The organism is Metabacillus indicus (assembly GCF_046603695.1).
Taxonomy (GTDB): Bacteria; Bacillota; Bacilli; order Bacillales; family Bacillaceae; genus Bacillus_P; species Bacillus_P indicus.
The window spans coordinates 2,544,683-2,567,855 of record NZ_CP176757.1 but is presented as its reverse complement, the minus strand read 5'-3'; the positions used below and the strand labels follow the sequence as shown (position 1 = coordinate 2,567,855).

General features: G+C 43.6%; 25 protein-coding genes and 1 riboswitch. Of the genes, 21 read left to right on the top strand and 4 right to left on the bottom strand.

The window, feature by feature from the left end; translation table 11 throughout:
* Positions 1 to 165: 165 nt before the first annotated feature.
* Together ACK1LH_RS13045 and ACK1LH_RS13040 are read left to right on the top strand one after the other, a co-directional pair.
* Positions 166 to 1,014 carry a LysM peptidoglycan-binding domain-containing protein gene (locus ACK1LH_RS13045; RefSeq protein WP_411333292.1) on the top strand — a complete coding sequence of 283 codons (849 nt, stop codon included), beginning with the start codon at positions 166 to 168 and terminating at the stop codon, positions 1,012 to 1,014.
* A gap of 70 nt (positions 1,015 to 1,084) precedes the next feature.
* A complete protein-coding gene (locus tag ACK1LH_RS13040) occupies positions 1,085 to 1,897 on the top strand; it encodes a histidinol-phosphatase (protein ID WP_411333291.1) in 813 nt (270 codons plus the stop codon).
* A 98-nt stretch (positions 1,898 to 1,995) separates the two neighbouring features.
* Here the strand turns inward: ACK1LH_RS13040 and ACK1LH_RS13035 are convergent, their stop codons facing one another.
* Complete coding sequence (locus tag ACK1LH_RS13035; RefSeq protein WP_411333290.1) at positions 1,996 to 2,499, bottom strand: DinB family protein; 504 nt, start codon at positions 2,497 to 2,499, stop codon at positions 1,996 to 1,998.
* Positions 2,500 to 2,768: 269 nt separating this feature from the next.
* Between ACK1LH_RS13035 and ACK1LH_RS13030 the strand changes: the two genes are divergently transcribed.
* Complete coding sequence (locus tag ACK1LH_RS13030) at positions 2,769 to 4,022, top strand: ATP-binding protein (protein WP_029566067.1); 1,254 nt, start codon at positions 2,769 to 2,771, stop codon at positions 4,020 to 4,022.
* 45 nt (positions 4,023 to 4,067) lie between these two features.
* Here ACK1LH_RS13030 and serA read toward each other — a convergent pair whose 3' ends face one another.
* A complete protein-coding gene (gene serA, locus ACK1LH_RS13025; RefSeq protein WP_203287706.1) occupies positions 4,068 to 5,642 on the bottom strand; it encodes a phosphoglycerate dehydrogenase in 1,575 nt (524 codons plus the stop codon).
* A gap of 179 nt (positions 5,643 to 5,821) precedes the next feature.
* Positions 5,822 to 5,962, top strand: a riboswitch (FMN riboswitch).
* Between the two features lie 152 nt (positions 5,963 to 6,114).
* On the opposite strand from serA, the gene ACK1LH_RS13020 reads away from it, so the two are divergent.
* Positions 6,115 to 6,696, top strand: a complete 582-nt coding sequence (locus ACK1LH_RS13020; RefSeq protein ID WP_029280185.1) for an ECF transporter S component — start codon at positions 6,115 to 6,117, stop codon at positions 6,694 to 6,696.
* 43 nt (positions 6,697 to 6,739) lie between these two features.
* Here ACK1LH_RS13020 and ACK1LH_RS13015 read toward each other — a convergent pair whose 3' ends face one another.
* Positions 6,740 to 6,988: a ferredoxin gene (locus tag ACK1LH_RS13015; protein ID WP_029280187.1), complete on the bottom strand. Its 249-nt coding sequence runs from the start codon at positions 6,986 to 6,988 to the stop codon at positions 6,740 to 6,742.
* Positions 6,989 to 7,278: 290 nt separating this feature from the next.
* On the opposite strand from ACK1LH_RS13015, the gene ACK1LH_RS13010 reads away from it, so the two are divergent.
* The 11 genes from ACK1LH_RS13010 (at position 7,279) to ACK1LH_RS12960 (ending at position 17,126) form a co-directional block, all read left to right on the top strand.
* The gene (locus ACK1LH_RS13010) at positions 7,279 to 8,328 is read left to right on the top strand and encodes a helix-turn-helix domain-containing protein (protein WP_411333289.1); all 1,050 of its coding nucleotides are present in this window, start codon (positions 7,279 to 7,281) and stop codon (positions 8,326 to 8,328) included.
* 9 nt (positions 8,329 to 8,337) lie between these two features.
* On the top strand, positions 8,338 to 9,816 hold the full coding sequence (locus tag ACK1LH_RS13005) for a RecQ family ATP-dependent DNA helicase (protein WP_411333288.1): 1,479 nt from the start codon (positions 8,338 to 8,340) through the stop codon (positions 9,814 to 9,816).
* A 4-nt stretch (positions 9,817 to 9,820) separates the two neighbouring features.
* A complete protein-coding gene (locus ACK1LH_RS13000; protein WP_282034199.1) occupies positions 9,821 to 10,405 on the top strand; it encodes a CPBP family intramembrane glutamic endopeptidase in 585 nt (194 codons plus the stop codon).
* Between the two features lie 4 nt (positions 10,406 to 10,409).
* Entirely contained in the window at positions 10,410 to 11,075 is a 666-nt protein-coding gene (locus ACK1LH_RS12995) for a LysM peptidoglycan-binding domain-containing protein (RefSeq protein WP_411333286.1), read from the top strand.
* Between the two features lie 109 nt (positions 11,076 to 11,184).
* Positions 11,185 to 11,643, top strand: a complete 459-nt coding sequence (locus ACK1LH_RS12990) for a DUF2663 family protein (protein ID WP_282034197.1) — start codon at positions 11,185 to 11,187, stop codon at positions 11,641 to 11,643.
* Between the two features lie 69 nt (positions 11,644 to 11,712).
* A complete protein-coding gene (locus ACK1LH_RS12985; protein ID WP_411333284.1) occupies positions 11,713 to 12,348 on the top strand; it encodes a CBS domain-containing protein in 636 nt (211 codons plus the stop codon).
* Between the two features lie 42 nt (positions 12,349 to 12,390).
* Positions 12,391 to 12,780 carry a hypothetical protein gene (locus ACK1LH_RS12980; RefSeq protein WP_411333283.1) on the top strand — a complete coding sequence of 130 codons (390 nt, stop codon included), beginning with the start codon at positions 12,391 to 12,393 and terminating at the stop codon, positions 12,778 to 12,780.
* A 125-nt stretch (positions 12,781 to 12,905) separates the two neighbouring features.
* Complete coding sequence (locus ACK1LH_RS12975; RefSeq protein ID WP_411333282.1) at positions 12,906 to 13,826, top strand: MerR family transcriptional regulator; 921 nt, start codon at positions 12,906 to 12,908, stop codon at positions 13,824 to 13,826.
* A 122-nt stretch (positions 13,827 to 13,948) separates the two neighbouring features.
* A complete protein-coding gene (locus ACK1LH_RS12970; RefSeq protein ID WP_411333281.1) occupies positions 13,949 to 14,551 on the top strand; it encodes a genetic competence negative regulator in 603 nt (200 codons plus the stop codon).
* A 230-nt stretch (positions 14,552 to 14,781) separates the two neighbouring features.
* On the top strand, positions 14,782 to 16,053 hold the full coding sequence (locus ACK1LH_RS12965) for a Glu/Leu/Phe/Val family dehydrogenase (protein ID WP_029280204.1): 1,272 nt from the start codon (positions 14,782 to 14,784) through the stop codon (positions 16,051 to 16,053).
* A 95-nt stretch (positions 16,054 to 16,148) separates the two neighbouring features.
* Positions 16,149 to 17,126 (top strand): YpdA family putative bacillithiol disulfide reductase, encoded by a 978-nt coding sequence (locus ACK1LH_RS12960; protein WP_029566060.1) that lies wholly within the window; start codon positions 16,149 to 16,151, stop codon positions 17,124 to 17,126.
* Positions 17,127 to 17,153: 27 nt separating this feature from the next.
* Here the strand turns inward: ACK1LH_RS12960 and ACK1LH_RS12955 are convergent, their stop codons facing one another.
* Entirely contained in the window at positions 17,154 to 18,122 is a 969-nt protein-coding gene (locus tag ACK1LH_RS12955) for an asparaginase (RefSeq protein ID WP_411333277.1), read from the bottom strand.
* Positions 18,123 to 18,227: 105 nt separating this feature from the next.
* On the opposite strand from ACK1LH_RS12955, the gene prsW reads away from it, so the two are divergent.
* The 6 genes from prsW (at position 18,228) to cmk (ending at position 23,173) form a co-directional block, all read left to right on the top strand.
* Positions 18,228 to 18,902, top strand: coding sequence for a glutamic-type intramembrane protease PrsW (gene prsW, locus ACK1LH_RS12950; protein ID WP_029280210.1), 675 nt, complete (start codon positions 18,228 to 18,230; stop codon positions 18,900 to 18,902).
* Positions 18,903 to 19,158: 256 nt separating this feature from the next.
* Entirely contained in the window at positions 19,159 to 20,076 is a 918-nt protein-coding gene (gene sleB / locus ACK1LH_RS12945; RefSeq protein WP_029280212.1) for a spore cortex-lytic enzyme, read from the top strand.
* Positions 20,077 to 20,088: 12 nt separating this feature from the next.
* Positions 20,089 to 21,432 (top strand): germination protein YpeB, encoded by a 1,344-nt coding sequence (gene ypeB / locus ACK1LH_RS12940; RefSeq protein WP_029280213.1) that lies wholly within the window; start codon positions 20,089 to 20,091, stop codon positions 21,430 to 21,432.
* Between the two features lie 95 nt (positions 21,433 to 21,527).
* Complete coding sequence (locus tag ACK1LH_RS12935) at positions 21,528 to 22,172, top strand: flagellar brake protein (protein ID WP_029280215.1); 645 nt, start codon at positions 21,528 to 21,530, stop codon at positions 22,170 to 22,172.
* Positions 22,173 to 22,223: 51 nt separating this feature from the next.
* Positions 22,224 to 22,418 (top strand): DUF5359 family protein, encoded by a 195-nt coding sequence (locus ACK1LH_RS12930; RefSeq protein WP_029280217.1) that lies wholly within the window; start codon positions 22,224 to 22,226, stop codon positions 22,416 to 22,418.
* An 83-nt stretch (positions 22,419 to 22,501) separates the two neighbouring features.
* The gene (gene cmk, locus ACK1LH_RS12925; RefSeq protein ID WP_029280219.1) at positions 22,502 to 23,173 is read left to right on the top strand and encodes a (d)CMP kinase; all 672 of its coding nucleotides are present in this window, start codon (positions 22,502 to 22,504) and stop codon (positions 23,171 to 23,173) included.

The window sequence follows — 23,173 nt, the reverse complement described above, 5'->3', positions numbered from 1 at the left end:
CCGCACAAAGTCAGCCTCACATTTAAGATAAGAGAAGAATAATTAGTTCTTATCTAACAGAATGCTGTCCCCCGTCTTCACACAACTTTAACGTATGAATCCGCAAAGACTGCATAATACTAGTATTGGTCATTTTTTGACAAATGAACAAACTAGGGGGAACTCATGTTAGATTTGCTAAGAAGGTTATCCATTGCTCTGATTGTCGGAATATGCGTCATGCTGCTCTTCGTCGGAGGAACACTGGCAAAAGCAGAAAGTCCAGCTGAAAACAAAAGCTGGATTCATCCCGTCAAGGGCACGATAACAGACACATTCGGAACAAGAAGCGGAAAACATAAAGGAATTGATATCGCAGCACCTGAAGGAACGGCCATTTCAGCCGTACAGTCAGGAACCGTGACAAAATCCTATCTTTCAAGTACATACGGCCACGTCGTCTTTATTTCTCACCCTGAAGGATATGAAACGGTCTATGCCCATCTGAGCAAAAGGACCGTTTCAGAAGGGGAACAAGTAGCAAGGGGCCAAAAAATCGGCGTGATCGGCAATACCGGTGTTTCAAGAGGAACCCACCTGCATTTTGAAGTACATAAAGGAAAATGGACATACGACAAAAAACAGGCTGTTGATCCATTTATCATGGTGGCAGCCCACTCTATAGAAGCAATACCCGCGACGGCACAGCCTGCTGCTGAAGATGGATCTGTCACTGTCCAAAAAGGGGACACGTTGTGGGGAATTGCCAAAAAAAATGGGCTTAGCGTAGATGGCCTGAAGAAATTAAACGGCCTTGTATCTGACCATTTATACGCAGGACAGAAGCTGATGATTGAGCAAAGAACGGCTTCCGTGAGCCAGTACACCGTTAAAAAAGGAGACACCCTGTTTTCGATAGCAGAACAGCTGCAGATCACTGTACAGCAGCTGAAGCAAGAAAATGACCTGTCATCTGAAGCTATTTTTCCCGACCAAACATTGAAAATTACTCACTCTTCAGCTTCTTCTAAATAAACTGAAAATACATTGTCACACTTTCCAAAAAGCGATATAATAGGACAAAACTTCGCGGGGGGAGCAGACAATGCGCACCGACTATCACAATCATCTTGAAAGAGGCACTTTGACGCTTGATTATTTAAAGGAATTTACAGATGAAGCTGCCGCAAAAGGCATCCAGCATTTCGGAATTTCCGAGCATGCCTATCATTTTTATCAGACAAAAAACATCCTTAGCAATCCTTGGGTAGACGAGAGACGCTACTATGATATGAAGGATTACGTGTCACTTTTTCACCAGGCATGGAATCAGGGAATCGATGTGAAAATGTCGATTGAAATGGACTATACGCCTGGCAGACATGCTGAAATGAAGTCGTTTATTGATACATATGATTTTGATTATGTGATCGGTTCCATACACTGGGTGGATGACTTTGGAATTGACCTGAAGGAATATTTGCATGAATGGGACAAGCGTAATGTAAATGAAGTGTATGAACATTATTTCGACCAGGTCGTCACCCTGGCCCAGTCGAATCTGTTTGATATCGTCGGCCACCTGGATCTTGTCAAAATTTTTAAATACGTCCCGGATGATGAAGAGTTTCTGATGAAGCAGTATGACCGGGCGACAGATGCTCTTGCTCAGTCCAAGACATGCGTTGAGATCAGCACTGCCGGACTCAGAAAGCCTGTCGGTGAACTGTATCCTGATGAAAGGCTTTTAAAACTTTGCCATCAAAAGAATATCCCGATCGTTCTTTCCTCGGATGCTCATGTACCAGGCGATGTTGGCGCAGATTATGACCAGGCTGTGGCTCTTGCAAAGAGAGTTGGATACACATCGCTGATGACATTTTCAAAAGGCGAGCGCAAAGAAGTTCCATTAGATTGAAGAAGGAGACTGCAGGCATATGCCCGCGGTCTTTTTTTCTTGGCGCTTTAAAACTTTTATGTTGATAGTAGGTTAAAACGACTTTTTTATAATTATATTTAAAGTGGCGGATTTTCCACACCTAAGTGAATCCAATCTTCTTTTGGTGGTCCATAAACCCCATAAGGTTTGATTCCAGCTTGACGCATAAGAATTGTAACTTGTCCGCGATGATGAACAATGTGCTTAATTAGCCCCATGAAAATTTGAGCATTTGTTTCTTCTCTGCCAAATGCGGTTTGCACTTCCTTCAAGGATTCGTCTGTCCATTGTTCTTCAATTACTTTAATTGCAGATGAACTTATATGTATAAATGTTTCAGCAATTTCTTTAGCTGAGGCAGGGACATCTTTAACATTTTCTACTAAGTCTGCTTTCAGCCCGAAATGAGCTAAATACTCTGGAATATTTGTTGTGAAATGCCAAACAATTCTTCCTAATGTACGACCTTCTGGGTGAACTTCTTGATTCAATGAATCATCAGTTAAACCTTCTAAAACTTTTTGAGTAAGCGTTGCTTCCCAATTCCATTCTCTAATAAAGTCTGCAATCGTTACATACATAATCGATACCTCCATAATCCCATTTTAATTAGTGTCTATTCATTATAAAACGCTTGTTCGTATTGTTCAAATTTCCTCCTTTCCTATATGAATATAATCTGACTATGGCAAAAACGTTATTATGGGTAGACAACAACATTTACCTTTAACAGGGCATTACTAATAAAAAAACATTCCTGCCCGTTATGTAAAAATTTCAGCCAACGCTATCCCTTTTCCCGGATTTAGTAGTAAAATGTAAGTCTACATCTTAATTTCGGGAGACATACATGTCAAAAATGAAAAAGGTTTTATATTTCTATGTTTTACTAAGCATCGTGTGGGTATTTGGCACAGACCATTTGATTGCACTGCTTGATTATGACATCTACACATTTATTGCAATTTCAAAAATAAAAGCTGTGTTGTTCATTGCAGCCACTTTTATCTTCATAAAATATTTGATCAGCAAAAATGAACAGTTTCAAGAGCTTGAGCGTGAAAAAGAAAAGCTGCTGTCGCTTATTAATTCTATGGTGGACTTTGTTAACTTTAAAGACGGTGAGGGCCGCTGGATTGAGGTAAATACATTCGGGCTGAATCTGTTTGACCTTCAGGGAGTGGATTACAAGGGGAAGCGGGACAGGGATCTTGCTGAATATACGGAATTTTACAGGGAGGCACTTCTCTATTGCGAGGAATCGGACGAGCAGACCTGGATGAGCGGATCTGTCAGCAGGAGTGAAGAACAGATTCCGCAGCCGGACGGAAGCTTTAAAACGTTTGATACGATTAAGGTTCCGCTGTTCAACGATGACGGTTCGAGAAAGGCCCTTGTCGTCATCGGACGGGACATCACCCAGATGAAAGAAGCGGAGGACCGTCTTCAAAAAGCAGAAAAGCTGAGTGTCGTCGGAGGCCTTGCCGCAAGTGTTGCACACGAGATAAGAAATCCGCTCACCTCTTTAAAAGGGTTTGTTCAGCTGATGAATAAAAACGACAGTGTGAATAAACTGTATTATGAGATTATGGAAAATGAGCTTGACCGAATCAATGAGATTGTCGGAGAGCTGCTTGTTCTGGCAAAGCCTCAAAACATCCGCTTTACGAAAACAAATGTAAGCAAGCTGATGTGCAATGTCATTTCGCTGCTGGAATCACAGGCGAATATGTACGGCGTGAACATTGTGTTTCAATCAGACGCCGGGATGAAGGAGATTGACTGCGAACCGAATCAGCTGAAGCAGGTTTTTATCAATATCATCAAAAATTCTATTGAAGCAGGATCAAAATCGATTTCCATCTCTCTTTTTGAAGAAGGCGGATCAGCGCGCATCATGATTGAAGATGACGGGGAAGGCATGGAAGAGGAGAGGCTGAAACGCCTTGGAGAGCCGTTTTATTCCGTTAAAGAAAAAGGAACAGGGCTCGGCCTTACTGTCAGCTACAGAATCATCCAGTCGCATGGCGGCACCATCACGTATTCAAGCAAGGTGGGAGAGGGCACTAAAGTTGTCATTGACCTGCCTGTAAAAAGAACATAAAACGAGCAAGCAGATGATTCTGCTTGCTCGTTTTTAATTGATCCTTTATAGCTCAATAGGTTTTATGGACACAATGTCATCGATGTCAGAAAGGGTTTTAATAAGAGAATCATCAAGCTTGCGGTCAAATGACAGCATCATGATGGCTTCTCCGCCTGCATTTTTCCGTCCTACCTGCATCGTTGCGATGTTGACTTCATGATCTCCGAGAATTCTTCCGACACGTCCGATGACTCCCGGCTTATCTGTATGCTGAATATAGATAAGGTGACCTGCGGGATAGAAATCAATGTTAAAGGAATTGATGCCGACTATGCGTTCGCCGTAATGCGGAATATGTGTTCCTTTTATTTCAAACGTAGTCTGGTCTCCGTGAATGGACACCGTAATACAGTTTTCATATCCTGACTGATTCGAAGTGATTTTTTCGCTGAAGCTGATGCCGCGCTCTTTGGCGATCATCCCTGCGTTTACTTCGTTGACATTTGATGCAACGCGCGGAGTCAGGAATCCTGCAATCAGGCTTTTTGTCACAAAAGACGTTTCAAGTTCTGCAACAGAACCTTCGTATTTAATGGAAATATCATGTACAGGCTCTTTCATGCACTGTGAAACGATATTGCCCATATTCTTTGCGAGCCTGTAAAATGGCTGGATTTTTTCGAATACTTCCTTTGTCAGAGCAGGCAGGTTTACAGAAGTTGTGACGATCTTTCCATCTAGGAAGTCGAGAACATCCTGTGCAACCTGAGCGGCTACATTGAGCTGGGCTTCTTTTGTTGATGCCCCTAAATGCGGTGTGGCAATCACATTGTCAAATTTCAGAAGTGGATGATTTTCCGGCGGCTCTGTTTCAAATACATCAAGGGCAACACCGGCAATATGACCGTTTTCAAGATAAGGGATGATGGCTTGCTCGTCTATAATTCCTCCACGTGCACAATTGAGCAAATAAACGCCTTTTTTTGTTTTCGGCAGTGATTCAGCACCGATAAGGCCTCTTGTCTCTTTCGTAAGCGGTGTATGTACGGTGATAATGTCCGCATGTGTCAGAACTTCATCCAACGTGGCGCTTTTAACAGATATTTTGGCTGCGCGGTCGCGGGTTAAAAACGGATCAAATACGATCACATTTACCCCGAAGGCCTGTGCTCGCTTGGCAATTTCAGTTCCGATTCTGCCGAGTCCCACGATACCGAGCGTTTTGCCGAAAAGCTCCGTGCCGACAAATGCATTCCGGTTCCATTCATTGGATTTAACAGATACCGTTGCCTGCGGGATATGGCGAAGGAGAGATGTCATCATGGCAAATGTATGTTCAGCTGTTGAGATGGTATTTCCGTCAGGTGCATTGATGACGACGACGCCGTGCTTTGTAGCAGCATCAAGATCAATGTTATCGATTCCAACCCCTGCCCTGGCAATAATCTTAAGAGAGGTCATTTTTCCAATCAGTTCGTCTGTGACTTTTGTGGCACTGCGCACCAGTAAAGCATGAAATGTATGTAGCTCATCTTCTGCTTCGGCAGCTTTTTTCTGGACAACTTCGACGTGTTCTGCTTCGAGTAAAGGCTGCAGACCGTCTGCACTCATTGAATCTGAAACAAGAATTCGGTACATGTTTATCCCCCTAAGTACATCTAGTAAATATCAGATAATTTATCATATTAAGATTATTGTGTCAATAACATTAACGCGGTACAACGATAAAGACATTTGCTGGAAAGATGTTTCGCAAGCAAATGTATTCACAAATTGAAACAGATGCAGTATACTTATCTCGAAAACAAAATAACATGATCTATCTTCGGGGCAGGGTGAAATTCCCGACCGGCGGTAAGGAAAGATATTTTTTCCAAAGCCCGCGAGCCGTCCTTGTGATGGCAGGATCTGGTGAGATTCCAGAGCCGACAGTAAAGTCTGGATGGGAGAAGATGGAGGTTCTGGCGTTTAAAATGAAGATTTTAACCGTTTATTTGACCTTGATTAAATTCTCCCCACAGTGATTTTTCACTTGGGGTTTTTATTTTTTCTTGGAAAAACAGGACGTTTCCTTTCTTTCCGGATGGATCGAAAAAGGAGAGAAGCAGCAATGCAGCAAAGTAAAGTCAAAAAGCAGGTATCGATTGCGATGCTTGCGAGTGTAGGGTTTGTGTTGATGATTTTTAATTTCCCGATTGGTTTTTCAAGCTTTTTGGAGCTTGATTTCGGGGACGTGCCGGCCATTATTGCAGCCATTCTTTACGGACCTGGCGCAGGGATTATGGTAGAGGCACTGAAGAATGTTCTTCACTATATTATTATGGGAAATGCAGCTGGAGTACCTGTTGGACAGCTGGCTAACTTCACCGCTGGAGTTCTTTATATTCTGCCGGCATCCTATCTGTACAGAAGAATGAACAGCATGAAAGGGCTGGCAATCGGCCTTTCAGCAGGAACAGTCCTCATGGCAGGTGCTATGAGCGTCCTGAACTATTACTTGTTTATTCCTGCCTACACGTGGTTCCTGAATGCACCTGCAATGGCAGCGCCTGAGCTTAAAGCGCTGATTGTTAGTGGTATTCTGCCGTTTAACTTAATCAAAGGTATTGTGATGGGCTTTGTGTTTATGGCGATCTTCGCCAAGCTGAAAACATGGGTTCATGCTCAAAATGACTATAAACGGGCTGCATAAGCCCAATAAAAAACCCTCCGCAAATGCGGAGGGTTTTCGTATGCTATTCGAATTTCAATGCGTCGCCGTCAAATGACTCGTCAGCAATTTTGATGGAATCAGTCGGGCAGCCCTCATATGCATCCATCATGTCTTCTTCAAGGATCTCAGGAACTTCAACAATTCCCTGGTTATCATCAAGGGTTACAAATGCAATCCCCTCATCATCATAATCATAAATGTCCGGTGCAGCAGCTCCGCAAGCACCGCAAGCAATGCACGTATCTTTGTCAACAATTGTATACTTTGCCATCAAAAAAACCTCCTCTGAATTGGTTACACTCTATGATATGGTACTGTCATTCATTTGTCAGCGCATGAGTAAAACGTAAGTCTGAACGAGTGCGTACCTCTTTATATTTATACATTGTAAATCTGTTTTTAAAACTTTTCAATAGTAAAGTACATTGAGAATACTTATCATATAAGGGTTTCTAGTATTTAAGGTACCCTTTGAACGCAACTTTAAACGCCTTTTTTTATACAGAATCTGTTACAATAAAGGATATATCGAATCGTGTCAAAAAGTGCAGGGTGATGACCATGACTTTAACTTATATGGATTGTATTTACCTGGAATGTCTGGAGAAATTCAGAGGCGAACGGACGGCATCTGCTGTCTTTCATCTGCTGAAAGGAAAAAAGTCTTCCCAGACAATCCAGGACAGCAAACTTTTCAGTCTGTCCCGCCTCTTTGGAATGTTTCCCGATCTTTCAAGAAAAGAATTTGATGCAGCCATTGGGGGACTTGTAAAGAGCGGGTGGCTGCTTCCCGTTGAAGGCGATGTATGCCGGCCGAATCCTGATGCCGTCATTTATAAAGAAAATAGGATAAAGGAAAGGCCGCTTCCTGAAGATTTAGACGGAACTCTTTATTCGCAGGCAGGTGTGCATTTCTGGAAGCGGACCGTCCTTCTAGCGCAGGTGCTTTCACATGCAGCAGCCGGGAGCGCGCGCTATCTGCCTGTCATAAAAGATGAAAAAGTGCAGCGATGGGTGAAATCCTATCTTAAAGGAATGCCATTCTCAAAAGAAGAGCTTTCCTTCAGCATGTATCAGGAGATGCAGGCATTTCTGAAGCAGGCCGACCATACAGCGGCCTCTGTGTGGGTGTATCAATTAAGTTCCAAAAGCAGAATCGGGTTCACCTACCAGCAGCTTGCCGAGAAATTTAATGAGGATGAAGTATACATCAGGCTCTTGTTCTGGGGGCTTGTTCACCGTTTTTTAAAGGAATCAGCGCAAAATATTCACACATATCCAATACTGCATGCCGTTTCAAAAGATTTGACAAAAAGCGATTCCCTGACTGAGTCTGCTTCCAAAACACTTCATCTGATCCGCTCAGGAAAGTCGGTTGATGCGATTTCTGACATAAGGCGTTTGAAAAGAAGCACGATAGAAGACCACATTGTCGAGATCTCTTTAAATGACCCCGGTTTTGATATCTCAATGTTTCTTGAAGAAGAGGGGCTTGCACTGATTACACGCAAGATTCAAGAACTGAATACCCATCAGCTGCGAATCGTAAAAGAGGCTTTAAATGACCGGTTCAGCTACTTTCAGATCAGGCTTGCCTATACAAGAACCTAGGAGGATGCTATGAACGTTCAGCAGGCATTGTCCCGCTATTTTGGATATGAACACTTTCGGGAAGGGCAGGAAAATATCGTTCGGGATGTGCTGTCAGGCCGGGATGTCCTTGCCATGCTGCCGACTGGCGGAGGAAAGTCGCTGTGCTATCAGCTTCCAGGCTATCTCCTTGAGGGAACCGTTCTGATTATTTCTCCTCTGCTCTCTCTTATGGAAGACCAGGTGCAGCAAATCCGCCTGCGGGGCGAAAAAAGGGTGATTGGACTAAACGGCTCTCTTCCATATCTTGAAAGGCAGAGGGCTCTTTCTCATTTGAATCAGTACAGGTTTATCTTTGCGTCACCGGAAATTCTTCAGTCTGAAGCGGTTCTTTCCGCACTCTCTGCCGTCCGAATATCCCTGTTTGCTGTCGATGAAGCCCACTGCATCTCTCAGTGGGGCCATGATTTCAGACCGGACTACTCAAAATTGGGCGAACTTAGAGAAAGCCTCGGCAATCCACCATGTCTTGCCCTGACGGCGACGGCGACAAAAGAGGTTTTAGCAGACATTGAACAATCACTGAATATGAAAAAAACGATCAGGCACGTCTATTCAGTGAACAGAAGCAACATCAGCATCAAAATCGAGGAATATTCCTCATTGGAAGAAAAACTTCAGCGGGTTCTTGAGCTGGTGCGGACCCTTGAGGGACCCGGAATCATTTACTGTGCAAGCAGAAAGTGGACAGAAAGCATTTCGCTTTTTTTACAGGCTGAAGGCATTAAGAACACAGCTTTCTATCACGGAGGCATGGAACCGGAACAGCGGACGCTGATTCAGCATCAGTTCCTATACGGACAGCTGGATGCGGTATGCTGTACGAACGCATTCGGGATGGGAGTAAACAAAGCGAATGTGCGCTATGTAATCCATTTTCATTTTCCGGCTCAAATGGAATCCTATGTTCAGGAAATCGGAAGGGCAGGAAGAGACGGGCTGCCAAGTGCTGCCGTCGCTCTGATTGGAAAAGGAGACCGTGATCTCCCGCTTTCCATGATCGATTCTGAGTTCTGCACCTACAGTCAGCTCCATGAATGCATGTATGCCATGTCATCCGGAATGACCCCGGAAGATGCGTTTAACATGGCGGGGATAAGTGAGATTCAGGGCAGGTTTATCCTGCATCATTTGACATCTTTTGAAAATGGGATTTATGGTGCAGAACAACAGGCAATCGACTGGATTTTTTCCCGCATTGAAAACCGGCGCCGATTGAAGCTGGAAAAGCTTGACGGCGTCTTGCACTGGCTGGCTTCACCTGAGTGCAGAAGAAAAGGGATTTTGGCATACTTCGGGGAAGAAACGTTTCAAAAACAGGAATTCTGCTGTGACAGATGCGGAGTGAGCCTGTCTTTTCTGAAACAGGAACCGTCCAGGCGAAGGACGGATGACCAGATGCCTGACTGGGAAACAGAATTAAAGGCTGTATTTGGCCAGAACGAGTGATAGCATGGTAAAGCGTCAAAATGAACTTGTTAAGAGCATGAGTGACAGTCAGCTGCTGAAACAGCTTTACTTTACTCAAATTTTACTACTTACAATTTCCGCTGTTTTGAGTATGATATTATTTAACGGCGTGTCAGAATTTGCGGGATTGTGGAAGCCCGACACCGGCCAGGTCCTCCTTATTGGGGGACTGACAGCAGGAGCTGTTCTTATCTTTGACTGGATCATCATGAAGACGATGCCTGAAGATATGTATGATGACGGCGGAATCAATGAAAAGATGTTCAGGAACCGCTCTGTTCCCCACATCATTTTTCTGTGCCTGCTGATTTCTTTTACAGAAGAAGTGCTCTTCAGAGGAATACTGCAGACGCATTTCGGTTTTTGGGCAGCGAGCCTCATTTTTGCGGTGCTCCACTTCAGATACTTGTCAAAATGGCTGCTTTTTTGCATGGTGGTGCTGATCAGCCTGCTGCTCGGATTCGTGTATGAGCAGACTGGGAATTTATTTGTAACGGTATTTGCCCATTTTTTAATAGATTTAGTGTTTGCCATTCAAATTCGCTTGAATCACATAAGACGGAGGTGACAAGATGAGCAGAATGGAAAGAGCGGCTTTAGCCAAAAAAGCAAAAATTGAAGATGTGAAATCCCGGACGGGGAGCTACCCTTCACGAAGCGAGATTCACAAAAAGAAAGAGAAAAAAAAGTCACCTTATAAATATCCTGCCGTCACTTTGCTTGCCATTTTCTTTTTTCTGCTTCCCATCGGCTTTTATTACACCATTTCGTATTTTGATGAACGCAGCAAAACCGTTGATGGCGAGAATATTTCAGATTATGAAGACGTGCTGATAAAATACGGGGATGATGAAGAGCAGGAAACAGACGATCAATCAAGTCAGGCCCCGGATGAAAGTAATTCTGCTGCGGACTCGGAAGGCCAAACGGAACAAACAGAGACAATGACAGCCTCAGCAGACCTTTCTGCAGGCACAGGAGGGCAGGGGGAAGGCTCTGAAACAAAGCCCGAACCTAAGCCCGAAAAAGAGCCAAAGCCGGAACCGGAAGCCGCAGCTGAGCCAAAAGAGAACTACAGGATTGTTGAACATACCGTTGGTCCTGAGGATAACCTGTACCGCATATCCGTTAAATATTATGGCGGACGATCAGGAGAAGACCTGATCAAACAGTGGAATCAATTAAGCGGAGACGGAGTTTATGAAGGACAAGTCCTGAAAATACCGCTCAAACAGTAAAACGCATGCTGAAGAACGCATGTGTTTTTTTGTACATGCATTTCATAAGAAGGCGGACAGCATCATATAGTTTTATAGACAATTTGTTCGATCGGGAGATGTGATGCATGTGGAAAAGCAAATACTGGAGCTTGGCGGGTCGACAGATGGGGCAACAAGGGAAATGCTGCAGAGCGTGCTGAATAAAAAAAGAAAGTACGACCGGTATAAGAAAAACTGTTTCAAATGGCAGATGTTCACACTCTTTGGCGGTTTAGTATATTTCCTGTATGTTTATCAGTTTATTGTCGTTCCAAATGGAAGCAATATAGGGTATATGCTTGGAGAGCTGGTCGGCAGCGTTCTGCATTTTTTCGTCGTGCTCCTGCTTGGATCAGGCTATGCAACAGCCCGTTATTATAAGAAAAAAGAAGAAAAATATGAAAAGGAATATCATGGCCTCCGCACAGAAATTATCCGAAAAAGCTCAGAGCTATGGCCGCAGCCGTATCATTGGAAAAAAAGAGGAGAGGTTTATGACATGATGAAGAAGCATTATGACATTAATCTTTATTTCGAAAGCAAATAATCGCATGAAACGCAGAGGATTTTGACAGATAAAAGCGAATGTATGCTAAAACGTTAATGGGGTGATGCGATGTTTGTCAAAAGTACAATGATACCGAAAAACCGGACGGTACATGCAGAAGCAGGCGATTCATTAAAAACAGTCCTTGAAAAATTGGAACATCATAAGATTGACGGTGTTCCTGTCCTAAAAGGGGCAGCATACATAGGCATTGTGACGAGATTTCATCTTTATGAAGAGTTTTTTCAGTCAGATTTGAAAAAGGATGCCTTTCTATCGGAGAAAAAGGCTGAAGACATTGCTGTACACACTGACGTTTATCTTGAAGGCGAAGAAATTTTTGAAAACACTCTCCTTCAGCTGAAGGATTATCCCCTGATTGCTGTAGTCGGAGAGGAAAAAGAATTCCTCGGAATCGTGACGCGGTATGATGTGCTGGAACAATTTCAAAGTGCTTTTGGAATGAACAAAAAGGGTGTAAGAATTGCTTTTACATCAGTGGAAACAGAAGGCAGGATTGCGAGGCTGACTGAACTTGCGAGACAATTTCACGAAGACATTATCTCTCTTGTTACGTTTGACGAAACAGAGAGCATGGTCAGAAGAATCGTCATGAAGATTGAGAAGAAGGACAACATTAACAGGTTTATTGAACGAATTGAAAAAGCCGGCTTCCGGATACTGGACATTCACGAAGATGAATAAAGCTCCTCTCCCTGCATATAAAGATGTGGGGGAGGGGTTTTTTTGTTCAGTCTGCTTCTGCGCCTTATCGCCGGCTTTGCTGCCGGCAGTGTGTCCTGCTTCTTACTGCCGGTCCGGCTGCCTTTTCATTTTCCTGAATTCATTATGGGGCTTGCCCTGTTTCCGGGCAGATCTTTTTTGGGCATGGTATTTTTTACGGTGTCCTTTATTCTTCACGCATCCTTGCTTAAAGAAGCTGCTTTGAACGGGTTGAAGCTTTTAAAAAAGGAAGGAAATATCCTCGCATCAATCATTTCTTTTTGTGTTTTTTTGAATTTCTTCCTATTAGCCCAATTTGGCGCCTGGCAAACAGCCGGATTAGCCTGCTTCAGCGCCGTCTACAGCCTCTCATCCTCTTTCCTGCACAGACAGCAGCCGAAAAGAGCGCATTGAAAGAAGCCTGCAAGATATAAGAAAATACTAGAAATCAGACTATTCAACTGTTATACAAAGTTTACACAAGGTGTTTAATCCTATATACTTTGATTACAGTGATTTTTGTAATTGGAGGATTTGATATGTCCAGTCAAGAAGGCAAATACAACATAAAGGCAGTCTCCAAAATGCTTGGAATCCAGCCGGGAACCCTCCGAGCCTGGGAAAGACGCTATAACATGATTGCACCGGTCAGAAATGATTCCGGCCACCGCTTATATACAGAAGAACACATAAAAATTTTAAAATGGCTGATCACAAAGGTGAATAAAGGGTTTACGATCAGCCAGGCTGTCAATCTTCTTGAACACAGCGAACTGCCTTCAGAAGACTCTGTCAGCGTCTCAGCGGCACCTGACGTGTCCGACCGGTCGATGGATTTAACGGAGGAGCTTCTGACTGCGCTGCTGTCTTTTGATGAGAACACCGCCCATGAGCTGCTTAACAGAGCCTTCAGCCTTTACTCGATTGATAAAGTGCTTATCGATATCCTCGGAACACTGCTTGTTAAAATAGGAGATCTGTGGGAAAACGGAAAAATTACATCTGCCCATGAGCACTTTGCTTCATCTTTTCTCAGATCAAGAATCGGCATCATCCTTCATACTCTTCCGGTAAACGGACTGCTTCCAAAAGTGGTCTCCGTATGCGGACCGGGCGAATGGCATGAACTTGGCCTGTTGATCTTCACCCTCTATCTGCGGAGAAAAGGGTTTGAGGTCATTTATTTAGGGACAAGCATTGCTGACGGAGATATCGATATTGTTCTGGGTGAAGTGAACCCGAAATTTCTTTTCTACTCCTGTACTCTGCAGGAAAATGTAGAAAAGACAATCGCATCTGCAGGTGAACTCAGAGGAAAGCATGAACACCTGATAATAGGACTCGGTGGAAACGGCTTTAATAAGGTTTCAAGAGATGATCTGAAGCCATATGAATCCATGTTTGTCGGCAATACAAAAGAAGAGTGGGACACCTGGCTGAAAGAACGTCTGTCTGTCTGAACCATTTTGCTTCTCTAAACCTGTCCGATTGGTGTAAACTTGCTGGAAAATCAGGCGAACCATCCCGCCTGCAATTCATATGATAAAGAAAAAAGTACGTTCTGACGGCAGGAGGGTAAGGGATGCGGCTAGAGCGATTGAACTATAACAAGATCAAAATCTTCTTAACCATAGATGATTTAATGGACAGAGGACTGACAAAGGAAGACTTATGGAAAGATTCTCTGAAAGTGCATCAGCTTTTCAGGGAAATGATGGACGAAGCAAGTGAGGAGCTTGGATTTGAAGCGAGCGGCCCGATTGCTGTAGAGGTTTATTCTCTTCAGGCGCAAGGCATGGTGATCATCGTCACCAAAAACCATGAAGAAGAAGAATCCGATGAAGATTATGCGGATGACTATATTGAAATGCAGGTGAAGCTTGATCAGAATTACGACATTGTCTATGAATTTCATGAATTTGAAGACATTATCCAGCTGACAAATGCTCTTTATTCTCAGGGTCTGAAGGAAGGAACGGTCTATTCATACCAAAACCGTTTTTTTCTTATACTCGACGAACACCAGCCAATACATGTTGATACGCTTGTATCCATTATCGCAGAATACGGGAATCCATCGATGATATCCATCCATTACTTACATGAGTATGGCAAGTGCCTGCTTGAAGACTTCGCTGTAGAAAAGCTGTATTCCTATTACTGGAAGAAGAACCCGCAGTCTTAAAGACTTCGGGTTTTTCTTTCAATGAAGATGTCTTACTATTCTAAGCTTTCGAACTATACTTATGTGTTTGAATCCTGTTTTATCCATATCCTCCACTTCATTGAAATCGCTTACAAAAATACGTTTTCTTTTCGCTATTTCTACTTTGCAGAAAAGGGCCAAAGGTGTATACTATGTCATGAAAGGTGGACATTCCACCCATCCTGAAGAGACAGTAGGAGGTTTACTCGATGGTAGCCGAAAAGAGCACCAATCATAAACGAGAAAAGCATGATGTGCTGAAATCAACACAAACGGTGATACATAAAGCCCTGGAGAAGCTGGGTTATCCTGAAGAAGTGTATGAATTACTAAAAGAGCCGATGAGAATGATGACGGTAAAAATACCTGTTCGAATGGATGATGGTTCAGTTAAAATTTTTACTGGCTATCGCGCGCAGCATAATGATGCAGTAGGGCCTACAAAGGGCGGAATCCGTTTCCATCCTGGAGTAACCGAAACTGAAGTTAAAGCGCTGTCAATCTGGATGAGCCTGAAGTGCGGAATTGTTGACTTGCCATACGGCGGAGGAAAAGGCGGAATCGTCTGCGATCCCCGTGATATGTCATTCCGTGAGCTCGAGCGGCTCAGCCGCGGCTATGTAAGAGCAATCAGCCAGATTGTCGGACCGACAAAAGATATTCCGGCACCGGATGTTTTTACTAATTCACAGATTATGGCCTGGATGATGGATGAATACAGCCGCATCGATGAATTTAACTCTCCTGGATTTATTACAGGGAAGCCTCTTGTTCTTGGAGGTTCGCACGGACGTGAATCAGCTACTGCTAAAGGTGTAACAATTTGTATTCATGAAGCCGCGAAGAAAAAGGGCATTGAGCTGAAAGGCGCGAGGGTTGTCGTGCAGGGCTTCGGAAATGCGGGAAGCTACCTTGCGAAATTCATGCATGATGCAGGAGCCAAAGTCATTGGAATCTCTGATGCATACGGCGGTCTTCACGATCCTGATGGTCTTGATATCGACTACCTTCTTGACCGCAGAGACAGTTTTGGTACTGTGACAAAGTTATTTAATGATACGATTACAAATAAAGAGCTGCTTGAGCTTGATTGCGACATTCTTGTACCGGCAGCGATTGAAAACCAGATTACTGAAGAAAACGCCCATCTCATCCGCGCAAGCATCGTTGTTGAAGCGGCGAACGGGCCAACAACGATTGAAGGGACTCAAATTCTGACTGACCGCGGCATTCTGCTCGTTCCTGATGTGCTTGCAAGTGCCGGCGGTGTTACGGTTTCATACTTTGAGTGGGTTCAGAATAATCAGGGCTACTACTGGACGGAAGAAGAAGTTGAGGAAAAGCTCGAAAAGGTTATGGTCAAATCCTTCAATAATATCTACGATGCGTCACAGACAAGACGAGTCGATATGCGCCTTGCTGCCTACATGGTTGGTGTCCGCAAAATGGCGGAAGCATCAAGGTTTAGAGGCTGGATTTAAGTTAATTGTTTGCAACTGTTCAAGAAATCTCCTATCATTACCGGTAGGAGATTTTTTTGCATGTAGCAAAAACTAGAAATTCAGGAGTGAACATGGTGAAAAAAGAAGAGGTCATCATTATCGGAGGAGGTCCATGCGGACTTGCGGCGGCACTTGCTTTAAAAGAAAAAGGGATCGATGCCCTTATTATAGAAAAAGGAAATATTGTTAATTCTATTTATCATTATCCTACACACCAGACTTTTTTCAGTACAGCCGAGAAGCTGGAAATTGGAGGCATTCCGTTTATTACTGAAAACAGGAAGCCTTACAGAATTCAGGCGCTTGCCTATTACCGTGATGTCGTAAGGCGCAGCAGTCTGAGAATTCACGCCTTTGAAAAAGTGACAGGCGTAACAAAGGAAGGCAAGTCCTTTAATGTTTCAACATCAAAGGATACATACAATGCAGATTACATCATTGTCGCAACCGGGTATTATGATCATCCTAACTATATGAACATTGAGGGTGAGGACCTTCCAAAGGTGTTTCACTACTTTAAAGAGGGTCATCCATTTTTTGATAAAGATGTCGTCGTTGTGGGCGGAAAAAACTCAAGCGTCGATGCGGCGCTTGAACTGGTGCACTCAGGGGCCAGAGTCACGGTTATTTACAGGGGCGGTTCGTATTCGCCAAGCGTTAAGCCTTGGATTCTCCCTGAATTTGAAGCGCTTGTCAGAAACGGAACCATTAAAATGGAATTTAATTCACTCTTAAAGCGGATAACAGAGGATACAGTTGTCTATGAAAAAGACTGCAAAGAAGAAGTGACGATCCAAAATGATTTTGTCTTTGCGATGACAGGCTATCATCCGGATCATTCTTTCCTGACAAAAATGGGTGTGGACATTGATCCCGCTACGGGACGTCCTGCTTTTTCAGAAGAAACGATGGAAACAAACGAAGCGGGCATTTATATTGCGGGCGTCATTGCAGCCGGGAATAACGCAAATGAAATCTTTATTGAAAACGGACGGTTCCATGGCGGACTGATTGCAGAAAACATCGCAGCAAAAAAAGACATCACTCCATAAGGTGATGTCTTTTTTTTGTCTGGTTCTTTAAAAGGAAAAAATCTTCTGAAGTTCGCCTGCATCCTGTGTTGTCTCAAGAGCAATCATCAGTTTCAGGCGGGCTTTTTGCCCGTTCAGGCCGTTGCTGAAGATAATGCCGGCTTCTTTCAGTGTTTTTCCTCCGCCTTCATAAGAATAAATATCCTGAACAATGCCGTTAAAGCATCTCGAAACAATGACAATTTTGACGCCTGCATTCATAAGCTTAGCAAGTGCAGGCATTAAGGTTGGCGGAAGGTTGCCCTGTCCAAGCGCTTCAATGACAAGACCGTCAGGCTTCACTTCGGCGATTGCCTTTAAAATTGTGTCGTCCATCCCTGCATAAGCTTTAAGAAGCATGACCTGTTTCGTCAGATGATCGGCTTTAAGATGAGTGCGGTTTACAGGTTTGTGATGAAAAGCCACTCCGCGCTTGTTGACAATTCCAATGGGTCCGTACTGAGGACTCTGGAAGGTAGCAACGTTGCTGGTGTGGGTCTTGGTAGCGTTTTTTGCCGAGTGCACCTCATCATTCATTACGACAAGCACGCCCATATCTGCAGCTTCAGTGCTCGCAGCCACCTGAATAGAGGAAATAAGGTTATACAGCCCGTCCGACCCGAGCTCATTGCTTGAGCGCATGGCGCCTGTTATGACGACAGGAATCCGTACATTAAGAGTTAAATCAAGAAAGTAGGCTGTTTCCTCCAATGTGTCCGTTCCGTGTGTAATCACAATTCCATCTATTTGATCTTTTTGACATGCTTTTTCAATCGTTTCTTTAAGTTCGAGCATTTCTTTTGGCGTGATGTGCGGTGAAGGCAGATAAAAAAGTTCTTTTGAAGTAATCACAATATCGTTAAACGTAAGCAAATGCTTAAGCAGCGGATTGGATTCTCCCTGCTTGACCTCGCCGGTTGTTTCATCTTCGCTCATCGAAATGGTTCCGCCTGTATGGATGACAAAAATATGTTTCATAAGCCCCTCCGGTTGTTCAATATCTTTTCTCTCAATTCATTTTCAATTTTACGATAACATGATACCATTATAAATAGAAGAATTTTGAAGAAAGAAGGCCTGCGGATGATTGCCATTATTTCTGCCGGCATAGCCCCTGGCTTAGCCATTTTAAGTTATTTCTATTTAAAGGACCAATATGAAGCAGAGCCGATTTATATGGTGTTCCGGTCATTTGCCTTCGGGGCGCTGCTTGTTTTTCCGATCATGTTTATTCAGTATGTGCTTGAGACGGAACAGATCATTGACTCAAAGGTGCTGCTGGCTTTTTTCTCGAGCGGACTTTTGGAAGAATTTTTTAAATGGTTTATTTTATTTGTGACCATCTATCCGCATGTTCATTTTGATGAACATTACGACGGCATAGTGTACGGGGTCGCTTCATCACTGGGCTTTGCTACACTTGAAAATATTTTATACTTAGTCGGAAACGGACTTGAATTTGCCGTCGGCCGCGCGCTGCTTCCCGTTTCGAGCCATGCATTATTTGGCGTGATTATGGGCTATTACATGGGAAAAGGAAAGTTTTCCGAGCTCTCGGAAAAAAGAAAATGGATTCTTTTTTCGTTAATGGTTCCCGTCATTTTGCATGGATTGTATGACTATATCCTTGTTGCCCACAAGCTCTGGCCGCTTTATATGGTGCCATTTATGCTATGTCTCTGGTGGTTTTCCCTGCATAAAGCAAAAAAAGCGAGAATGATTAAACATAATAAGTATGCAGTGGCTTTAAAACAATAAAATACGGATCCGTAAAAGCAATCCTGCACCAGGATTGCTTTATTTGCGCATTGCGCCCCCTGCGGAAAGTTCGGTTCAGCACCAGGATTACAGCTGAATTGCCATTTCCATTTCACCTCTAAATGAACAGAACTTCTAAACATGCTGTATAAAATACCAATTACAACAAAAAATACGTTGTAAGGAAATTCATCAATCATGAGGAGGCAGCAGCATGCAGAAAAAACGTTTCATTTGGATGACGGCGGGTGCAGTGATGATTGCCCTTGTTTTTCAATTAACGATTTTTAATCAAAATGAAGCCCATGCGTTTTCGGATCAAGTGATTCAAAAAGGCGCTGTTGGCGATGATGTTGTGGAACTGCAGGCAAGATTGCAGTACAACGGCTATTATAACGGTTCAATTGACGGGGTGTATGGGTGGAGCACATATTGGGCGGTGCGCAATTTTCAATACGAATTTGGGCTGAAAGAGATTGATGGTCTGGTCGGAGAAGCAACGAAGCATAAATTGTCACAGACTACAAAATACTACCGTGATTTTGTCCACAGACAGTTGAACAAAGGAAAAGATTTCACTCATTATGGCGGCGTGCCGCTCGACAGACAGGTTGCTCCTTCAAAGGAATATAAGGCGAAGCTCAAAGCGACCTATGGAAAAAAAGGCGGCCAAAAAGCGCCTGCAGGCCAGGCTCAGCAAAAAGAGCAGCCAAAAGCGCAGGCACCTCAGCAGAAGCAGCAGGCACAGCCAAAGAAGCAGGCTCAGCCTAAATCACAAAGCAAAGCAAAAACAACGGCCGTCAATATGCCGGAAGGATTTTCACAAAATGACATTCAGCTGATGGCTAATGCCGTATACGGGGAAGCACGCGGCGAACCTTATATCGGACAGGTAGCGGTTGCAGCGGTTATCATCAACCGGGTGGACAGCGCAACATTCCCGAATACGGTGTCAGGCGTTATTTTTGAACCGCGGGCGTTCACAGCTGTAGCTGACGGCCAGATTTGGCTGACACCAAACGATACAGCTAAAAAAGCAGTCATGGATGCGATTAATGGATGGGATCCGACTGAAGGGGCCATTTATTACTTTAACCCTGATACAGCGACAAGCGGATGGATTTGGGGACGTCCTCAAATTAAACAGATTGGAAAGCACATATTCTGTAATTAAGAGGTGAACAAAATGATCAGAGGGATTTTGATCGCAATACTTACAATTGGTGTTGTCGGAACGGCTTATTGGGGCTATAAAGAGCATCAGGAGAAAAATGCCGTGCTGATACATGCAGAAAACAATTATCAGAGGGCTTTCCATGACCTGACCTATCAAGTGGACCAGCTGCATGATAAAATCGGCGCAACTCTTGCCATGAATTCAAGAAAATCACTTTCTCCCGGTCTTGTTGAAGTCTGGAGAATCACATCAGAAGCACATTCAGATGTAGGACAGCTTCCGCTGACTCTGCTGCCGTTCAATAAAACAGAGGAATTTCTCGCAAGCATTTCTGATTTCAGCTACCGCACAGCAGTCAGAGACCTTGACAAAGAACCGCTTTCAGATCAGGAATACGCAACTTTAAAGCAGCTGTATGCAAAATCAGAAGATATTCAAAAAGAGCTGCGGAATGTTCAGCATATGGTTATTGATAATAACCTGCGCTGGATGGATGTAGAGCTTGCCCTTGCTGCAGGTGAAGAAAAGCAGGATAACACGATTATTAACGGATTTAAAACGGTTGAAAAAAATGTGAATGCTTACTCAAGCACAGACTTTGACCCGTCGTTTACTTCAGTAAAAAAAGAAGAGGAAGGCTTTAATCATTTAAAAGGTAAAGTCATTACTGAAAAAGAAGTTCCGAAAATTGTCGAAAAATTTGTTCCAGGCTCTACGGGAAATATGAAAGTGACTCCAAATGGAAAAGGATCTCCCCTTGAATTTTACAGTGTATCGGTCAATGACCCTAAAAAGAAATCGGAGATCTATCTTGATATCACGAAAAAAGGCGGATATCCTATCTGGCTGCTTCAAAACCGCAAAGTGGCACAACCGAAGATCAGCCTGAATGAGGCTTCAAACAACGCGGCCAAATTCTTGAAAGATCAAGGTTTTTCAGATCTCATTCTTTACGAAAGCGCACAGTTTGAGAACATCGGAATCTTTTCCTTTGTTTCCGTCTATGAAAACGTAAGGCTGTACCCTGATGCAATCCGCATGAAAGTGGCGCTTGATGACGGCAAAGTCATCGGTTTTTCTGCAAGGGATTATCTTGCCTCTCACAGAAAACGCGAAATTCCTAAGGCAAAGCTCAGCACAGAAGAGGCTAAGGGCTTTGTGAATCCGAATCTGATGGTTCAGGAAGACAGACTCGCCATCATCACAAATGAGCTCGGAGAAGAAGTTCTCTGCTACGAGTTCTTGGGAACGATGGAGAATGACACGTACCGGATCTTTGTGAACGCTGAAGACGGTTCAGAAGAAAAGGTTGAAAAACTGGATAACTCCGAACCGATTTATCAGGAAATTTAGGAGGATTTTTTTCAGAAGGAAAAGCAGAATAAGGCTTTTCCTTTTTTTTATTACATGATTTAATAAAAGAAGAGAGAATGAAAGAGTGTGATCATGTGCTGGCAATTGGAGATACACTGTATATTGAAGTGCAGGGCGGGGATGCGGCAAGATTAAGATGCCGGGTAGTCGATCTAAAGGACCGGGTCTTATATACCGATTATCCGATTAATGACGAAACAGGCAAAACGACCTTTCTTTTAAATGGAACAGAAATAAACGCCTTTTTTTCACAGCATGGGCAGGCATATTTGTTTCAGTCTGTTCTTCTTCACAGAAAAAAAGAAAGTATTCCAATGCTTGCTTTTACGCTTCCTGAACAGAATGGCTTTACAAAAGTGCAAAGAAGAGAATATGTAAGAGTTGAAACAGATGCCGATGCCGCCATTCATTCTGTATCTGATGCTTTTAAGCCTTTTACAGCCTTAACCGTGGATTTAAGTGCAGGTGGAGCCGCCGTGAAGGTGCCTGCAAACGCAGGGCTTAATGAAAATGATCAAGTATGGATGTGGCTTTCTCTCCATTTCCAAAACGGCAGTATCCAGTACGCGAAAATTCAGGCGAACGTAATAAATGCCGGCAAATCGGGCATAGCGGCCCTGGAATTTACGGATATGACAGAAACTGACCGGAAACAGCTGCTGCAGTATTGCTTCGACCAGGAGCTGCTTCTGAAGAAAAAGAAGACTGCAGCCGAATAAGACCCGCGCTCCTGCACCATACTAATGGTAAAAACGGAGTTTGATAAGTAGATGAAACGGGCAGAGAGAATACTCTTTAAACTAATCATGATCCATCTGATATTGCTCCTGTGCGCGCAGGCTGCCCTGACAAATCCTGGTTTGCAGCCTCACATCTCGCGTGTGGTACAATATGAAGGTGTAAACAAACTGACAATCAGCGAATGGCTTGAAACGTTCAAACAATCCAGTGTGCAGGACAAGTAAACCTGCATTCTTTTTTGTTTGTTCTAAAAAGCCTGCCAGAGCGGCTCAGGCTAAGAATCTGGTAAACTACGCGAGGAGGAACTATGGAACGTACTATTTCTATTGCAATTGACGGCCCTGCTGCTGCAGGCAAAAGTACAGTTGCGAAAATACTTGCAGAAGATTATTCATATTTATATATTGACACGGGAGCTATGTACAGAGCACTCACATACATGGTCCTTAAGAAAAATGAGGACCTTGAAAATGAAGCAGCTGTTAAAGAAATTCTTTCGGATGCACATATTGAACTAGTTCCAAGTGAAAGCGGCCAGCTTGTTTTTGTGAATGGGGAAAATGTCACAGAACAAATCCGTTCACATGAAGTGACAAACTCTGTATCCATTGCGGCCAAGCATGCATCCGTGCGGGAAGAAATGGTGAAACGCCAGCAGGATATGGCTGTAAACGGAAGAGTGGTCATGGACGGCAGGGATATCGGAACGCACGTGCTGCCGAATGCGGAAGTGAAAATTTTCCTTCGCGCTTCTGTTACTGAGCGCGCAAAAAGAAGGCATGAAGAAAATCTTTCTAAGGGCTTTACCTCTGATCTTGCGCAGCTTGAACTTGAGATTGAAAGAAGAGACAAGCTTGATTCAGAAAGAGAAGTAGCCCCGCTGAAAAAAGCAGAGGATGCAGTTGAAATCGATACAACCTCTCTCTCCATTCAGGGAGTTGTAGATGAAATTAAAAAAATTGTCCAAGAGAGGCTTTGA

Bases quoted from the DNA above. Each gene is read 5' to 3' on its own strand.
- ACK1LH_RS13015 (WP_029280187.1), bottom strand. From the start codon at position 6,988: ATGGCAAAGTATACAATTGTTGACAAAGATACGTGCATTGCTTGCGGT.
- ACK1LH_RS12955 (WP_411333277.1), bottom strand. From the start codon at position 18,122: ATGAAACATATTTTTGTCATCCATACAGGCGGAACCATTTCGATGAGC.
- ACK1LH_RS12985 (WP_411333284.1), top strand. From the start codon at position 11,713: ATGTTTGTCAAAAGTACAATGATACCGAAAAACCGGACGGTACATGCA.
- prsW (WP_029280210.1), top strand. From the start codon at position 18,228: ATGATTGCCATTATTTCTGCCGGCATAGCCCCTGGCTTAGCCATTTTA.
- ACK1LH_RS12995 (WP_411333286.1), top strand. From the start codon at position 10,410: ATGAGCAGAATGGAAAGAGCGGCTTTAGCCAAAAAAGCAAAAATTGAA.
- ACK1LH_RS13040 (WP_411333291.1), top strand. From the start codon at position 1,085: ATGCGCACCGACTATCACAATCATCTTGAAAGAGGCACTTTGACGCTT.
- cmk (WP_029280219.1), top strand. From the start codon at position 22,502: ATGGAACGTACTATTTCTATTGCAATTGACGGCCCTGCTGCTGCAGGC.
- ACK1LH_RS12970 (WP_411333281.1), top strand. From the start codon at position 13,949: ATGCGGCTAGAGCGATTGAACTATAACAAGATCAAAATCTTCTTAACC.
- ypeB (WP_029280213.1), top strand. From the start codon at position 20,089: ATGATCAGAGGGATTTTGATCGCAATACTTACAATTGGTGTTGTCGGA.
- ACK1LH_RS13030 (WP_029566067.1), top strand. From the start codon at position 2,769: ATGTCAAAAATGAAAAAGGTTTTATATTTCTATGTTTTACTAAGCATC.
- serA (WP_203287706.1), bottom strand. From the start codon at position 5,642: ATGTACCGAATTCTTGTTTCAGATTCAATGAGTGCAGACGGTCTGCAG.
- ACK1LH_RS12965 (WP_029280204.1), top strand. From the start codon at position 14,782: ATGGTAGCCGAAAAGAGCACCAATCATAAACGAGAAAAGCATGATGTG.
- ACK1LH_RS13010 (WP_411333289.1), top strand. From the start codon at position 7,279: ATGACTTTAACTTATATGGATTGTATTTACCTGGAATGTCTGGAGAAA.
- ACK1LH_RS13035 (WP_411333290.1), bottom strand. From the start codon at position 2,499: ATGTATGTAACGATTGCAGACTTTATTAGAGAATGGAATTGGGAAGCA.
- ACK1LH_RS12975 (WP_411333282.1), top strand. From the start codon at position 12,906: ATGTCCAGTCAAGAAGGCAAATACAACATAAAGGCAGTCTCCAAAATG.
- sleB (WP_029280212.1), top strand. From the start codon at position 19,159: ATGATTGCCCTTGTTTTTCAATTAACGATTTTTAATCAAAATGAAGCC.
- ACK1LH_RS13005 (WP_411333288.1), top strand. From the start codon at position 8,338: ATGAACGTTCAGCAGGCATTGTCCCGCTATTTTGGATATGAACACTTT.
- ACK1LH_RS13020 (WP_029280185.1), top strand. From the start codon at position 6,115: ATGCAGCAAAGTAAAGTCAAAAAGCAGGTATCGATTGCGATGCTTGCG.
- ACK1LH_RS13045 (WP_411333292.1), top strand. From the start codon at position 166: ATGTTAGATTTGCTAAGAAGGTTATCCATTGCTCTGATTGTCGGAATA.
- ACK1LH_RS12930 (WP_029280217.1), top strand. From the start codon at position 22,224: ATGAAACGGGCAGAGAGAATACTCTTTAAACTAATCATGATCCATCTG.
- ACK1LH_RS13000 (WP_282034199.1), top strand. From the start codon at position 9,821: ATGGTAAAGCGTCAAAATGAACTTGTTAAGAGCATGAGTGACAGTCAG.